The 13944-nt window shown below is 58.1% G+C and carries 16 protein-coding genes and 3 pseudogenes; 11 read left to right on the top strand and 8 right to left on the bottom strand.

The window, feature by feature from the left end:
• Positions 1–5 precede the first annotated feature (5 nt).
• Together MRBLMR1_RS09335 and MRBLMR1_RS09330 are read left to right on the top strand one after the other, a co-directional pair.
• Positions 6–878 (top strand): NAD(P)-dependent oxidoreductase, encoded by an 873-nt coding sequence (locus MRBLMR1_RS09335; RefSeq protein ID WP_183687506.1) that lies wholly within the window; start codon positions 6–8, stop codon positions 876–878.
• Positions 879–900: 22 nt separating this feature from the next.
• Entirely contained in the window at positions 901–1590 is a 690-nt protein-coding gene (locus tag MRBLMR1_RS09330) for an RraA family protein (RefSeq protein ID WP_206828877.1), read from the top strand.
• A 50-nt stretch (positions 1591–1640) separates the two neighbouring features.
• Here MRBLMR1_RS09330 and MRBLMR1_RS09325 read toward each other — a convergent pair whose 3' ends face one another.
• Positions 1641–1748, bottom strand: a complete 108-nt coding sequence (locus MRBLMR1_RS09325) for a hypothetical protein (protein WP_286195088.1) — start codon at positions 1746–1748, stop codon at positions 1641–1643.
• Between the two features lie 138 nt (positions 1749–1886).
• On the opposite strand from MRBLMR1_RS09325, the gene MRBLMR1_RS09320 reads away from it, so the two are divergent.
• A complete protein-coding gene (locus MRBLMR1_RS09320; RefSeq protein WP_500064184.1) occupies positions 1887–2621 on the top strand; it encodes a TSUP family transporter in 735 nt (244 codons plus the stop codon).
• A gap of 50 nt (positions 2622–2671) precedes the next feature.
• Here MRBLMR1_RS09320 and MRBLMR1_RS09315 read toward each other — a convergent pair whose 3' ends face one another.
• The 3 genes from MRBLMR1_RS09315 to MRBLMR1_RS09305 all read right to left on the bottom strand — a co-directional run bounded on the left by MRBLMR1_RS09315 (position 2672) and on the right by MRBLMR1_RS09305 (position 4011).
• Positions 2672–3208: a PIN domain-containing protein gene (locus MRBLMR1_RS09315; protein WP_500064183.1), complete on the bottom strand. Its 537-nt coding sequence runs from the start codon at positions 3206–3208 to the stop codon at positions 2672–2674.
• Positions 3180–3563, bottom strand: coding sequence for a helix-turn-helix domain-containing protein (locus MRBLMR1_RS09310; protein WP_500064182.1), 384 nt, complete (start codon positions 3561–3563; stop codon positions 3180–3182). The genes MRBLMR1_RS09315 and MRBLMR1_RS09310 overlap by 29 nt, the downstream gene beginning before the upstream one ends.
• A gap of 232 nt (positions 3564–3795) precedes the next feature.
• Positions 3796–4011, bottom strand: a complete 216-nt coding sequence (locus MRBLMR1_RS09305; RefSeq protein ID WP_500064181.1) for a DUF3072 domain-containing protein — start codon at positions 4009–4011, stop codon at positions 3796–3798.
• Between the two features lie 133 nt (positions 4012–4144).
• Here MRBLMR1_RS09305 and MRBLMR1_RS09300 point away from each other — a divergent pair, with 133 nt between their 5' ends.
• The 3 genes from MRBLMR1_RS09300 (at position 4145) to MRBLMR1_RS09290 (ending at position 5851) form a co-directional block, all read left to right on the top strand.
• Positions 4145–4846, top strand: a complete 702-nt coding sequence (locus MRBLMR1_RS09300) for a DUF72 domain-containing protein (RefSeq protein WP_183687500.1) — start codon at positions 4145–4147, stop codon at positions 4844–4846.
• A gap of 127 nt (positions 4847–4973) precedes the next feature.
• Entirely contained in the window at positions 4974–5474 is a 501-nt protein-coding gene (locus MRBLMR1_RS09295; protein WP_500064180.1) for a DNA topoisomerase IB-related protein, read from the top strand.
• Positions 5475–5608: 134 nt separating this feature from the next.
• The gene (locus tag MRBLMR1_RS09290; RefSeq protein ID WP_500064195.1) at positions 5609–5851 is read left to right on the top strand and encodes a hypothetical protein; all 243 of its coding nucleotides are present in this window, start codon (positions 5609–5611) and stop codon (positions 5849–5851) included.
• A 624-nt stretch (positions 5852–6475) separates the two neighbouring features.
• On the opposite strand, the gene MRBLMR1_RS09285 is transcribed toward MRBLMR1_RS09290, so the two are convergent.
• From MRBLMR1_RS09285 to MRBLMR1_RS09275, 3 genes and pseudogenes are all read right to left on the bottom strand, one after another.
• A complete protein-coding gene (locus tag MRBLMR1_RS09285) occupies positions 6476–7435 on the bottom strand; it encodes a DUF808 domain-containing protein (RefSeq protein WP_148147139.1) in 960 nt (319 codons plus the stop codon).
• Between the two features lie 78 nt (positions 7436–7513).
• Positions 7514–8479, bottom strand: coding sequence for a magnesium and cobalt transport protein CorA (locus MRBLMR1_RS09280; RefSeq protein WP_500064179.1), 966 nt, complete (start codon positions 8477–8479; stop codon positions 7514–7516).
• Positions 8480–8672: 193 nt separating this feature from the next.
• Positions 8673–8899, bottom strand: a pseudogene (locus MRBLMR1_RS09275) (cold-shock protein).
• On the opposite strand from MRBLMR1_RS09275, the pseudogene MRBLMR1_RS09270 reads away from it, so the two are divergent.
• Both MRBLMR1_RS09270 and MRBLMR1_RS09265 read left to right on the top strand, forming a co-directional pair.
• Positions 8873–9304: pseudogene (locus MRBLMR1_RS09270) on the top strand (substrate-binding domain-containing protein); the annotation flags it as partial. The pseudogenes MRBLMR1_RS09275 and MRBLMR1_RS09270 sit on opposite strands and share 27 nt — an antisense overlap.
• Before the next feature lie 70 nt (positions 9305–9374).
• Positions 9375–10268: an amidohydrolase family protein gene (locus tag MRBLMR1_RS09265; protein WP_500064178.1), complete on the top strand. Its 894-nt coding sequence runs from the start codon at positions 9375–9377 to the stop codon at positions 10266–10268.
• Between the two features lie 3 nt (positions 10269–10271).
• Here MRBLMR1_RS09265 and MRBLMR1_RS09260 read toward each other — a convergent pair whose 3' ends face one another.
• Positions 10272–10856, bottom strand: coding sequence for a TetR/AcrR family transcriptional regulator (locus tag MRBLMR1_RS09260; protein WP_183687492.1), 585 nt, complete (start codon positions 10854–10856; stop codon positions 10272–10274).
• Positions 10857–10966: 110 nt separating this feature from the next.
• Between MRBLMR1_RS09260 and MRBLMR1_RS09255 the strand changes: the two genes are divergently transcribed.
• The 3 genes and pseudogenes from MRBLMR1_RS09255 to MRBLMR1_RS09245 all read left to right on the top strand — a co-directional run bounded on the left by MRBLMR1_RS09255 (position 10967) and on the right by MRBLMR1_RS09245 (position 13919).
• The gene (locus MRBLMR1_RS09255) at positions 10967–11755 is read left to right on the top strand and encodes an SDR family NAD(P)-dependent oxidoreductase (protein ID WP_183687491.1); all 789 of its coding nucleotides are present in this window, start codon (positions 10967–10969) and stop codon (positions 11753–11755) included.
• Between the two features lie 51 nt (positions 11756–11806).
• Positions 11807–12900, top strand: a pseudogene (locus MRBLMR1_RS09250) (alkene reductase).
• 17 nt (positions 12901–12917) lie between these two features.
• Positions 12918–13919 carry an NADP-dependent oxidoreductase gene (locus MRBLMR1_RS09245; protein ID WP_500064177.1) on the top strand — a complete coding sequence of 334 codons (1002 nt, stop codon included), beginning with the start codon at positions 12918–12920 and terminating at the stop codon, positions 13917–13919.
• Positions 13920–13944: the final 25 nt, after the last annotated feature.

The following is a 13944-nucleotide window of genomic DNA, read 5'->3' as shown; positions in this document are numbered from 1 at the left end:
ATAGTATGAAAACCATTGGCTTTCTCGGCTTCGGCGAAGCCTCATTCAATATCTCCGAAGGTCTGCGCGACGAGGGTTTGAGCGGTATCCGCGCATTCGATGCCGGCTGGCAGCGTGAGCCTTATGGCGCAGTGGTGCGCGAACGTGCCGAACGCGCAGGCGTGACGCTGGAAAACTCCGCCGAAGACCTGATCGGCAAAGTCGATATCGTCGTCTGCTCGATCAGTGCCAACATGGCCGTGCCGGTCGCTCAGCAGGTGGCATCTTCGCTGCGCCCGGACCAGATCTATGTCGATCTCAATTCGGCCGGGCCGGATACCAAGGTCGAGGTCGAAAAGATCATCGCTCATCATGCCACTTTTGTTGATGTGGCCGTCATGGGCACCGTGCCCGGCAACCGCCACAAAGTGCCGATGCTGGCCGCCGGCAAAGGCGCCCAGGAAATCGCTGAGTATCTCAACGGTTTTGGGGCCAAGGTGACCGCGCTCGAAGGTCCGGCCGGCAAGGCATCGGCTTCAAAAATGTTCCGCAGCATTTTCATGAAGGGCTATGTGATGCTGCTTCTGGAGGCGGTGGTCGCAGGACGCAAGTTCGGCCTCGAAGACGACGTGCTCGTTTCGATCCGCGACACCATCACCGGTGGCGATTTCCTGAAGCAGGTCAATGATCTGATTGCCCGTGGCGTCATCCATGCCGAGCGGCGCGAGCACGAAATGGACGAGGTCATCGCCACACTCAACAGCCTCGATGTCGATGCCACCATGTCGGTTGCCACCAAGAACAAGCTCGCATGGTGCGTAAGCCAGGGTTTCCGTGAACATTTCAATGCGCAGCCACCGGCCGATTACCACGACATTTTCGCCGTTCTCGCCCGTTAAGCGCTCCAGAAAGGATCAAAAGATGTCCAATGTCGGATTTCGTATCTTCACCCAAATCAACCGTCCGGAACCGTCGCTGATCGAAGGTTTTCGTGGTGTGCCGGCGGCCAATATCGGCGATTGCCTCAATCGCTCCTCGCAGCTTGATGCCCGCATTTCGAAAATTTCAAAGGGAAATGTGCTCGGACCTGCATTCACGGTAAAAAGCCGCGCCGGCGACAACCTGCTTTTGCACAAGGCGCTGGACATGGCGCAGCCGGGCGATGTCATCGTGTTCGATGCGCATGGCGATCTCACCAATGCCATTACCGGCGAGCTGATGATGCAGACTGCGGTGCGCAAGAAGCTCGGCGGCGTGATCATCGATGGTGCGATCCGCGATCTGGCGACGCTGCGCGAAATGGATCTCCCGATCTTTGCAGCGGGCGTTACGCCGGCAGGTCCCTACAAGGATGGTCCGGGTGAAATCAACGTGCCCGTTTCCATCGGCAGCGTTGTCGTCCATCCCGGTGACATCATCGTCGGAGATGATGATGGGATCGTTGTGGTGCGTCCGGCCGATGCTGCCGATATCGCTGCCAAGGCGCGCAAAAAACACGCAGCCGAAGAAGAGAAGATGGCTTCGATCAAGGCCGGCACGCTCAACACGGACTGGATCGACAAGGAACTGTCGGCCAAGGGCTGCGAAATCATCGACGGCGTTTACCAGTAAGAGGCGCCGAAACAGACTTTTCCCATTTGCGTTACGAATTGCGGATGTTATCAGTTTTTCCGGCGCAGATGATCGACCGATATCGCGTCAATACTCGCGACACCCAGCAGCGCCATGTTTCGCTGCAGCTCCAAGTGGATGATCTCTGCCGTTTTCATGACACCCGGCATTCCGGCGACTGCGGCAAAGCTCTTCTTCCCGGTGGCAATCGCCCCGTTTCGCTGCTGACCTACGAGGCGACCACCAAATTGAACGACGCTTTTCCAAGCTGAAGCGGACCGGAAAAGGATATTCGTTTGGATCAAGGGCTCGTCCTTCTGAGCGTCGCTCTAGCCGAAGGTGCGATGAGCGGACTGGTTGGCACCGGAGCCAGCCTTCTGCTTCTGCCGGTTCTTGTGCCAATGTTCGGCGCGGTCGAAGCGATCCCGATCATGGCGGTGGCGGGTTTTCTCGCCAATCTGTCGCGGGCACTGGCTTGGTGGCGGTCGATCGCCTGGAAAGCGGTGCTCGCCTACGCACTGCCGGGCATGCCGGCCGCAGCGCTCGGCGCCTATACGCTCATCCACCTTCCGGCGGGATGGCCGGAAGCGATGCTCGGCCTGTTCATCATGGCGCTGGTGCCGATCCGCCGCATGGCCACGGCCAGATTTTCAACGGCCGAGATCGGCCATCTGGCATTGACCGGCGCCGTGGTCGGCTTCCTGACGGGGATATTCCTTTCGACGGGTCCGCTGAGCGTCCCGGCATTCCTGGCCTTCGGCCTTGTGCGCGGCGCCTTCATCGCAACGGAAGCGGCCGCGTCGCTTCTCGTCCAGGCCGCCAAGATCATCAGCTTCCGGGAATTCGGCGCCATGACGGTGACAAACATGCTGCGGGGCGTCGTCATCGGTGGTGCGCTGATGGCAGGGACGTTTCTAATTCGCCCCCTCTTGGCGCGCCTTGGCGATCATCATTTCAGGACAATGATGGATGTCGTGACGCTGGTGTCAGGCGCCTCGCTTCTGGCATTCGGTCTTGGCCATCTGCTTTAGGACGTGTCGCATCTTCGCAACGGTTCGACAAAAGCATGTTCTCCCGCGAATCATGTAAACTGGGGCGAGAAACGTACGACATGACGACGACAGCGAAATTCGGCTGCAAAAACATGACAGTCGCATGAAGGTTTTTGCGCGATGCGCTTGTGAAGATCGGACAAGAAGTCATCCGGTGACTGGCTGGTCACGCCGTAAGGCTGAAGATCTTGTGGTGGAAAATCCTTGAGGTTCCAGGTGACGATAACGGGAGCTCTCCCGGCGATGGCGGCAGCAAGAACATGCCGGTCGCCGGGGTCGGGTAACTTAAGGTCATTTACCAAAGGACGGTAGGTCGTCACGTTCGCTTCCGGCAGCACGGCCTTCATCCTGTCCCGCGTAGCTATCAGGCGCTCGATAGACAAGGACGGCGTGTTGGCGGCAAGATTTCGGATCCACTCGTCATGGATATCATCGTTCCAGCGCGCTTCGACGAGGCCGTCGAAAGCACACTGAACGAGGACGTTGCGAAGGTGGAATGGATAGAGGACGCAGGCATCATAAACCGCGACGGGCGGTTTAGAGGCCATGGGTCTGAACGAGATCATCGGTATCTTCGGCAAGCAAATCTATCGCAGCCTGCCGAACATCCAACCTGGATTTTAGCGCGAGCACATCCTTGAGCAAGGCGCGGCGGTGTTTTCCGACATAGCGAAACGGCAGATCGCCCCGGTCCATGCGTAAAACAACAAGTGGACGCGAGATACCGAGAACAGCCGATGCCTCGGTCGGGCTTAATTCCTGGTCTTCGGCCAGCACAGCGACGCGTTCGCCACGAAGCAAATGCGCCAGAAGCGTCTCAACCGCCGCGGCGGCGGTTGGCGGAATTGTTAGTGTCTGTCCTTCGCGGCCTTCGTGACGCACGTGAAGTTCCAGTCTGTCGCCCGCAGCGAGCTTCGGCAAAGGCGAAACTCCCTTGCGATCACGATCCGACAATCCGGCGAAATGGACGACTTGGCTAGCAATGAAAATCTCCTTGGCCGCCTATACAACGCGAATGGCCCGTAACTGCAATAACTGAAACCCTGTTCGTGATGTCATTGACTTCGCGACCATATCGCTTTCGATGAAACACATGTTTCTCAAAGTTATGTCGAGGGGTGCTCAGTGTCGCTGGGTATATCGACCCTAGGCGTCACTCAAGATCGAGTGCCTGCTTGAGTTCATCGATGCGCTTCGAAGCGTCCGCCTTGGTTAGGTCTTCAGCGTAAACATCAGGCTGGTGCGCCTGCTCAGACAACGTTTTGAGGTAGGAGCCTTGCGCTCCGGTCATCGGCTCATCGCCGCTGACCCAATCATCGGGGTCTTTCTGTGTGTTGGACGAAGTATGGGTCTTTGGGCTGTCACTCATGAAAATCTCCTGAATTTGTTCTCCTAACGTTCTTAGTCGCCTGCTTGTTCCGAACCTCGCTCAATCGGTCTAAGGAACTCGGCGATCGATCCTTTCGTTTCGCTCAGGGGCTAGCAAGCTGGAGGACCTGCAATTGCCAACTATTGCCACTGCCGCCTGGTCCATTCCGATAAAGGCGGCCGACCAGTTTGCAAAGGAGGGAAGTGGCCTGACGCGATACGCATCGGTCTTCGACGGCGTCGAAATCAACTCGACTTTTTACCGTAGACACAAGACGTCAACGTTCGCCCGGTGGGTGGAGTCGGTACCGGACAGCTTTCGGTTCTCGGTAAAAGTACCCAAGGAGATAACTCACACCAGAGCGATGAAGGATATAGCCCAGCCGTTCGCCACTTTCTGCGCTGATATTGCGCCGCTCGTAGATAAACGAGGCCCGCTGCTTTGCCAGCTACCCCCATCACTAGCGTTCGATGCCGCCGTACTCGATACCGCGTTTAAGGCTATACGGGACATCGACGACGGACCAGTCGTCATCGAGGCGCGGCACAAGAGCTGGGCGTCGGCAGAGGCGCGGGATCTGCTGAAGAACTATGCCATCGATCGGGTTCTTGCCGATCCGTCGCGGGTATGGCCAGCAGAGGCTTTTGCTGACCCGCCACGATATGTGCGTCTGCACGGCAGGCCGAAGATCTACTATTCGAGCTACAGCGAGGATGAGATCAGGTCATTCACTAAACTGTTGGCATCGGACAGCTGGTGCGTCTTCGATAACACAGCCTCCGGAGCCGCAATGGAAAATGCGCTGACGATGCTCGGTTCGAACCAGAAGCGATAGCAGTCAGTCGCAGGAGTATGAATGGTTTGGCTAGAAGAAGGCAAAGACTCAGGCTTTGCGATGCCGGTGATCGCAGCCATGAGCCTGATGCGAAGGAACAGCTTATTGCGCTGTGAGTGATGGCGAGATGAACCAGGTCATCACAGAAATCGACACGATCGCCGCAGAAGCCAAGCTGTCGTCTGGCTTGGTCTATGTTCCCGGACTTGAGACCGGGATTACGCGCAAATTGGGCGCTAAAGGGTTCCTATACTATCGTCCAGATGGAAGACGCATCACGGAGGCTGCCGAGATCTCGCGAGTGAACGCCCTGGCAATTCCGCCGGCCTATACCGATGTCATTATTTCGACCAATCCGTTTTCTCATCTCCAGGCGATAGGGATGGATGCACGCGGCCGGCGCCAGTATCGCTACCACTCCGATTGGCATGCGGAGCTTGGAAGAGCCAAGTTCGAGCGGATTGTCGACTTTGCCGATCGACTACCGGATCTTCGCGAGCGGGTGGAAATCGATCTGCGATCCCGCGGCCTAACAATGGAGAAAGCGCTGGCTACAGTCGTATGGATGCTCGACAACCTTTACATCCGCGTCGGTAACGCCGCTTATGCCGAAGCGAACAAGTCGTAAGGACAGACGACGTTGCGCAGTCGCCACGTGAAGGTCGAGGGTGGGAGCCTGAAGTTGCGCTTCAAGGGCAAGTCAGGCAAGGAATGGAACCTCGCTCACAGCGACCGTAGAATTGTCAGAGCGGATGCAGACCAATTACGTCGCACGACGTAAATTCATATATCCGCGAAATCACCGGCGAAGACTTCAGCTCAAAACAGTTCCGCACATGGGGCGCAACCTGCATGGCGGTCGAACGCCTTGCGTCACTTGAGGCCGCAGCAAACAAGCGCGATCTCGCTCGTCAACTCAACGAGGCAGTCGACGCGGTAGCTGCGAAAACTCGTCAACACCCGTTCCGTTTGTCGCTCCTCGTATATCCATCCAGCGGTGTTTGAGGATTTTCAAGCCGGGATGCTTCATGATGTGCTGAAGTTGAAGACCAAGAGCGAACGGCTTCAACAGTGGCTGGACGAAGAGGAAATTCGCGTCCTACAGTGGTTTAAAAAGCGTCCTTCTGCTTCGAGCGCAATGTAATCGATATCGGGAAGGTTAGTTTCCCAGTTCCGGCGTTGTCACAGAATATTTTGCGCCGCTCGCAGTGATGGCGGCGAAGACCATGATCGCCAAGACAACGCCTCCAGTTTCTCACACCATTCCAAAGAATGGAGCTCCAGCGGTCTGGCCGACGGCAATAACAAGAAAGGGCACGCCCAACCCCAGCGCCGGGCGTCTGGGATAAATCAAGATACCCCACAGCAGTAGGGTATTGTCATTGCGCCTGACGCTGACAGTCCAGCAAATATGGAGACGCTGCGTTCGCTCAACCGGTCAACCAGAGTGAATGCTAGAACAATGCCGAGGCAATATAATGCTAAAGCTAAGCAGCCGATCCAGCCGGCTGCTGTTGCACTCAGGTCGAGATCAGCCCGAATTGTAGGAAGGCGGCGACAGCGAGACGGACGAAGAAACGTCTCTTATCGAGTGATATTGGTCGTCTCAGGGCAGACTGCGGCGAGCTGCTAGCCCGAAGAGCCTCTGTCCCTGACGAAAGCGCGCTTCCAGATCCCATGCAAGATGATTGCGGCGGCACCGATGAGAATGCCGAGAATGGCCTGCAAGAAAGACGTGGCGAACCAGCTTGTCATCCGCGGAAGAACAACAAGCGTATGTTCGGCGAAGTGTGCAAAAGCCTCGATCAAATGTTCCGGCTGATGGAGCCCCATCTCCGCGAGGCTGTGGACGATAATGCTGCCGCCCACCCACAACATCGCCGCCGTGCCCACCATCGTAAGAATTGTCAGGAGCACCGGCACGCCTTTGACGAGGCCCGTTCCGATGACTCTTCCGACCACACCTCCACTTCGCGTCAGGTAAAAGCCGATATCATCAGCTTTGACGATCAAGGCGACGACACCGTAGACTGCTCCAGTGATCAGAACCCCGACAGCCGCCAGAACTGCAGCTTGAGAGTAGACGGTCGACGTCGAAACGCCGGCGAGTGTTAGCGCCATGATCTCAGCCGAGAGGATGAAGTCGGTGCGGATCGCTCCCGCGACTTTGTCGTTCTCCAGCTTGGCCGGGTCGAGCGACGCCTCTGAATCTGAAGAATGACCTGAGGCATGCGGAACAAGGGCCTCGTGAAGCTTCTCCGCACCTTCAAAGCAGAGATAGATCCCGCCGATCATCAGCAGTGGCGTGATCAGCCACGGCGCGAAATATCCCAGGATGAGGCAGATCGGCAGGAGAAAGACCAGCTTGTTCTTCAGGGAACCAAGCGCAATTTTGCCGATGATCGGCAGTTCGCGGGCAGGGGACAAGCCGACGACATATGTCGGGGTGACAGCTGTGTCATCGATAACGACACCCGCCGCCTTGATGCTGGCTTTGGCCGTCTGCGCTGCGACGTCATCGACCGACGCAGCGGCAGCCTTTGCAATTGCTGCAACATCATCAAGCAATGCGATCAAACCGGTCGCCAATGTCTCTCCTATTCGTCTTCAAGTAGAGGCAGCCTACATAGCGCCCATCGCTGCAGTGGGAAGGGATAGTTCAGGCGGCTACAGCCATCCCGTCCTTTTGAAGCGAAAATAAAGGATCGCGCAGAGCGACAGGATTACCACGAGCACGACATAATAGCCGTATTCTGTCTTCAGCTCCGGCATTTGCTCAAAGTTCATTCCATAGATGCCGGCGATCGCTGTCGGTACGGCGAGGATCGCAGCCCATGCGGCGAGCTGACCGGTGATCGTGTCTTGCCGTTGCTGCTCCAGCAGGTTCGACGCCTCAAATGCGGAGGTGATAACTTCCCTCAGGCCGGACATCATGAATTCCACGCGGCGCACGTGATCGAGGATGTCACGAAAATAGGCTTTGGCATTGTCGTCGATACAGGGTAGCTCCAGGTTTGCCAGCTTGCCGACTACCTCACCCATGGGCCCCAAAATACGCTGGAATTTGATGACCTGCCGCCGCATCCGGAACAGCCGCCTGATTTGCTCGCGTTCCAGGAAGGAGATTAGCATGTGCTTTTCCATCTCAAGCACCTTGTCTTCCAACGTCTCGACCATTGGAAGGTAACCGTCGACAACGAAGTCGATGATCCCGTGCAAGACGTAATCAGGCCCATGGTCCAGCAGTTTTGGCGAGTGCTCGAGTTGCTCGCGCAGTTCCTTGTGAGACTTTGCCGAACCTTGGCACACCGAGACGATGTAATGCCGGCCGACGACGATGCAGGTTTCGCCATAGGCGATCTTGTCGCCCTCGAGGTGGGCTGTCTTGATGATGACGAAGAGCTGATCGCCGTAAACCTCGACCTTCGGCACCTGCTTGCCGTTCAAGGCATCCTCCACCGCGAGTGGATGCAGGCCGAACATCGCTTTCAGGTTCGTCATCTCCTCAACCGTCGGCTCAGCAACCCCGATCCAGGCGAATTCACCATCGACCTGCTGAAACGGTTTGTCGCTGAGGGGCAGCTCCTCGGCACTTTCGCCGCCGCGGTAGATAAAAGATGCGATAACAGTCATGGAGGCCGACTTAATCGAAGGGTTTAGGAAAAGGCGGCGAGTTTTTGAGGTAGCATTCCGGTGGGGCTAATGTCTGCGCCGGTCGCCTCAACGCGGATTAACTGGCTGATTTAGCAATCTCACGCAGGCAGCGGCCATGTTGGTCGCGTGGCCAGATTGATTCAGCGTTGTTCGCTTATCTGCGTATCGATGATTACAGAGCGGTTACATTCTCGGCCTTCGACTTTCCGGTTTTGCGGTCCTGGCCAATCTCATAACTCCACCTTCTGCCCGTCCTGTAACGGCCCGCCCCTAGTCACGGCCGAGATATGGACGAATACATCAGAACCGCAATTGTCGGGAGTTATGAAGCCGAAGCCCTTCTTGGTTGAAGAACTTTACGGATTCTGTTGCAAGGCTGACGGCTGCAAGCTGGCACAGATGCTGGAGACGCGCGGGCTTACCGTCAATGAGGCGGTCACGCAGGCGAATGACATGTTGACCGCGCATCCGAACATCAAGGCGATATACGGCATGTATGACGAGGCCGGTACCGGCGCCGCAAAAGTGCTCCAGACACGCGGCCTGACCGGCAAGGTGGGCATTGCCGTTGCCGATGGCAGCCCCACGACGATCGCTCTCCTCAAGTCGAGCGCAATCCAGGGGATTTTCTTTCAGGAAGCAGTCGGTCAGGGCATTGATGGCACGCAGCAGGTGTTCAACGCCCTGACGAAAGCACCGGTGAAAAAGGATCTCGCCCTGGTCATGCCGCTGGTGACTGCCGACAAGGTTGAATCGTCCGAGGCAAAAGCGGTCATCGCCCGCGTCTTCCCTGCGTCCAAGTGAAAGTCAGACAGGGCAGTAGCCGGTATCGGCCGCTGCCTCATTCTTCAGCGTACAATAACGGATGCAGCTTATGGACGATCTGCCCATCATCGACCCACATTTTCACCTGTGGGACCTCGACAATCACTATTACCCCTGGCTTTCTGATGGCGTGAAGCCTTCCGCTTTCGGCGATTATACGGCCATCAATAAGACCTATCTCATCGACGACTACCTCAACGATGCAAAGCACCAGAACCTCGTGAAAGCAGTGCATCTGGATGTCGGTTATGACCCCAGGGACCCGGTCGGCGAGACACGCTGGCTGCAGGGCGTTGCGGACAGGCACGGATTTCCGCCCGGCATTGTCGGCTACGCCGATTTCCGCAGGCCCGACGTCGCGGATCTTCTCGACGGGCATATGCAGTACGAAAACTTTCGCGGCATCCGCCAATCCATGAATTTTCACAAGGACCCGGCCAAAACCTATCTTCTGGAACCCGAGGTCAGCCGTATGGCGGAATGGCGACGAGGCTTTCGCGAGCTTGAACGGCGCAAGCTGAGCTTCGATTTGCAGATCTACTATTGGCAGATGCAGGAGTTTCTGGACCTGGCATCCGACTTTCCCAATGTGCAGTTTATCCTCAATCACACGGGTATGCAGGTTGATGGTCTGGACCATTTCCGGGGCTGGCGCGAAAGCATGAGAATATTGGCCAAAGCCCCGAACGTCGCCTGCAAAATTTCCGGTCTCGGAATGGGAGACTGGACCTGGACAACAGAAACGATTCGTCCTTACGTCGAAGAAACGATCGAAGCTTTCGGCATCGACCGGTGCATGTTCGCGTCCAACTTCCCGGTGGATAAGCTTTTCTCGACCTATGATGCGCTTTGGAAGGCATTCGGCGAGATCACTGCCGGGTTCAGCAAGGGCGAACGCCTGAAGCTGTTTCATGACAACGCCGCATATTTCTACCGCCTTTGACGTTCATGCCACATATCTTTTCTGCGCAGGGTCGGGCGCGTCGGGCGTCTTTTTTTCGTCGATCCACGCCCGCGTCCCGGACAGGAGCTCGTCAGCCAAGGTGGGATCATCAATCGACCGGGCGAGGATGAGCGCGCCAACCATCGCAGACCAGCTGCCGATGGCGGCTGTACGGCGTTTGGCAGGATCAATACCCGGTACCATCTCAGTCAGAGTATCAATCTGCGCGGCGAGAACCTGCGCCATCGAAGCGCGCGCATCGGGAGCCTGTTGCCGCATGAAGCCCGCGAGAGCGGCCATGGGGCAACCCAGATCCGGATGCTCACGATGGGGTTTCGAGAGATAGGTGTCGATCCAGGCGCTGAGATCGACGATCCCTGATTGACTGCCAGCGGCGTGCGCTATGGTCTGGGCGACCAGATCGTCCTTCGATTGGAAATGCCCGTAGAAGCCGCCGTGGGTCATGCCGGCGGCGTTCATCACTTCAGCGACGCTCACGGCATCGAAACCCTTCTCGCGGAACAGGCGTCCCGCTTCGGTGAGGATCCGGCTGCGGTTCTGAGCCTTTTGCTCCTGGCTTACTTTCATTTCTGTCGGTCTCCGCGCGGCATTGACATTTTGATGATGCTTATCATATTTAGTAGCCATTGATGACGTTCATCATGAATATAGTTTCGATTCCGCGAAAGGGCAATACTATGACTGCCAAACCATCCGTCCTCATTACTGGCGCCTCCACTGGCATAGGCGCGGGCTACGCCGAGCGCTTCGCCCGGCGCGGCCACGACCTGGTCCTGGTCGCGCGCAACACGTCGCGCATGGAGACCCTGGCCGAACAACTGCGGGGCGAGACCGGGGTTGCAATCGACATCATTGCTGCTGACCTCGCTAATCCAGCAGAGCGTGCTGTGGTCGAAGCACGGCTCAGCGACGATGCGCGGATCGGGATCCTCGTCAACAACGCCGGCACCACCCTGGCAGAGACCTTCTTGGAGCAGACGACGGACGATATCGAGCGGCTGGTGACGCTCAACACGACAACTCTGGTGCGCCTTGCGCACGCCATCGCTCCGCGTCTTGCGCAAGCTGGGGGAGGCTCGATCATCAATATCGGCTCGGTGGTCGGCCTGGCGCCGGAATTCGGCATGGCCGTCTATGGCGCGACCAAGGCCTTCGTGCTTCACCTGTCGCAGGCCCTCAACCTGCAGCTCGGACCGCAGGGCGTCTATGTCCAGGCGGTGCTACCCGCCACTACCCGAACCGAAATTTGGGACCATGCCGGGATCGATGTCGATACACTGCAGGCAGTGATGGAAGTGAGCGATCTGGTGGATGCCGCGCTCTCAGGTTTCGATCAACGCGAGGCCGTTACCATACCCCCACTGCACGATGTCGGCCAATGGGACGCATTCGAGACGGCGCGTCAGGCCATGATCCCGGGCTTTGGACAATCCCGGCCGGCCGCTCGCTATCTCGCGGACGCCTGAGCCCGCTTCCAGCCTCCTAGACAAACCGAGACAAAAACGAAAGAACCGACAATGACAGATAAAGACCTCTTCAGCCCCTACGACCTTGGCGGCCTTACGCTGGCCAACCGCATTATCATGGCGCCGCTGACGCGCAACCGCGCTGGCGCAGGCCTCGTACCCAGCCAGTTGCGGCGGACTATTATGCCCAGCGCGCGAGTGCAGGACTCGTCATCACCGAGGCAACGCAGGTCTCCCGGCAAGCCCAAGGTTACCAGAATACGCCCGGCCTCTACACGCCGGAGCAGATCGCCGGCTGGCGCAAGGTGACCGACGCGGTTCATGCCAAGGGCGGGCGCATCTGCGTCCAGCTCTGGCACGTCGGCCGCGTCAGCCATGTGGACCTTCACGATGGTGAAACTCCGGTTGCGCCGTCAGCAATCCGCGCCGAGACCAAGACCTTCGTGAACAATAGTTTTGCCGATGTATCGGAGCCGCGTGCGCTGGCGCTGGACGAAATCCCTGTAATCGTCGAGGATTTCCGCAAGGCCGCCGCCAATGCGATCGAAGCCGGGTTCGACGGTGTCGAGGTGCATGGCGCGAATGGCTATCTGCTCGACCAGTTCCTGCGGGAAACCGCAAACGTCAGGACCGATGCCCACGGTGGTTCGATCGAAAACCGCGCCCGGCTGCTGATCGAAGTGACGGCCGCGGTAGCAGGCGAGATCGGCGCACATCGCATGGCCGTCCGCCTTTCGCCGGTGTCGCCGGCCAGCGGCATCGTGCCGGCAAGCGACGAGCAACCGCAGTTCAACCATGTCGTCGAAGCCCTCGACGGACTGGACATCGCTTACATCCATGTGGTCGAGGGTGCGACGGGCGGGCCGCGCGATGCGACGCCGTTCGATTTCCACGCGCTGAAGCAGCGCTTTCAAAACACCTACATCGCCAACAACGGTTATGACCTTGAGCTGGCGAAGTTGCGCCTCAGCCAGGGCAAGGCCGATCTGATCGCCTTCGGCCATCACTTCATCGCCAATCCCGATCTCGTCGAGCGCCTGCAAAGCGGCGCCCCGCTTGCTCAAATGGACCCTGCCACGATCTATGGCGGTGGCGCGGAAGGCTACACTGACTATCCCACCGCTATCGTATCTACTGACGCCTGATCCGGAGGAGCAGCATCATGAAGGCCTTCATCCTCGAGCGCTACGGCAAAAAACAGGCGCTGCGTTATGGCGACATGCCCGAACCCGTGCCCGGTCCCGATGACGTGATGGTCGAGGTTGAGGCAGCCGGTCTCAACCAGCTCGACTCCAAGATCCGCGACGGCGCGTTCAAGCCGATCCTGCCTTACAAGCCGCCGCTTGTGCTCGGCCATGACGTGGCCGGCACAGTTATCCGTGTCGGCGCAAATGTGCGGCGCTTCAAAGTCGGTGACGCGGTCTACGCTCGCCCTCGTGACGGGCAGATCGGCGCGTTTGCCGAGCGCATAGCGGTTAAGGAAAGCGATCTGGCGGTCAAGCCCGCTGACCTATCGATGGCGGAAGCCGCGTCCATCCCGCTGGTTGGGCTGACCGCCTGGCAAGCACTGGTGGAGCGCGCGCAGATCAAGCCGGGACAGAAAGTGCTGATCCATGCCGGGTCGGGTGGGGTCGGCACGTTCGCGATCCAGCTCGCCAAACATCTTGGCGCGATCGTTGCGACGACGGCGAGCGCCGCCAATGCCGCGATGCTGAAGGAACTGGGAGCGGATGTCCTCATCGACTATCGGGCCCAAAAGTTCGAGGAAGAGTTGCCGGGCTACGACGTCGTCCTCAACAGCCTCGACGCAACAACGCTCGAAAAATCTCTGAAGGTCCTCAAGCCCGGCGGCAAGCTGATCTCGATCTCCGGTCCGCCCGATCCTGCCTTCGCACGCGCCCAGGGACTCAATGCGTTGCTTAGGCTGGTGCTGCGCCTTTTAAGCTCGGCCATCCGTCGCAAGGCGAAGCGCGCGGCCGTCGACTATTCCTTTCTGTTCATGCGCGCCGACGGAAGACAGCTCGAGCAGATCACCCAACTCATCGAAGACGGCACGATCCGTCCGGTCGTGGATCGCACGTTCCCGTTCGAGGAACTGAACGAAGCCTTCGCCTACATCGATACCGGTCGCGCCAAAGGGAAGGTCGTCGTCACGCTCAAGTGACGCGATATCTCGAAACAAGGACCGC

It is taken from the genome of Neorhizobium sp. LMR1-1-1.1, from assembly GCF_040675795.1.
GTDB lineage: Bacteria > Pseudomonadota > Alphaproteobacteria > Rhizobiales > Rhizobiaceae > Neorhizobium > Neorhizobium cellulosilyticum.
The sequence above is the reverse complement of the archived record's forward strand: the minus strand, read 5'-3'. Positions and strand labels throughout refer to the sequence as shown.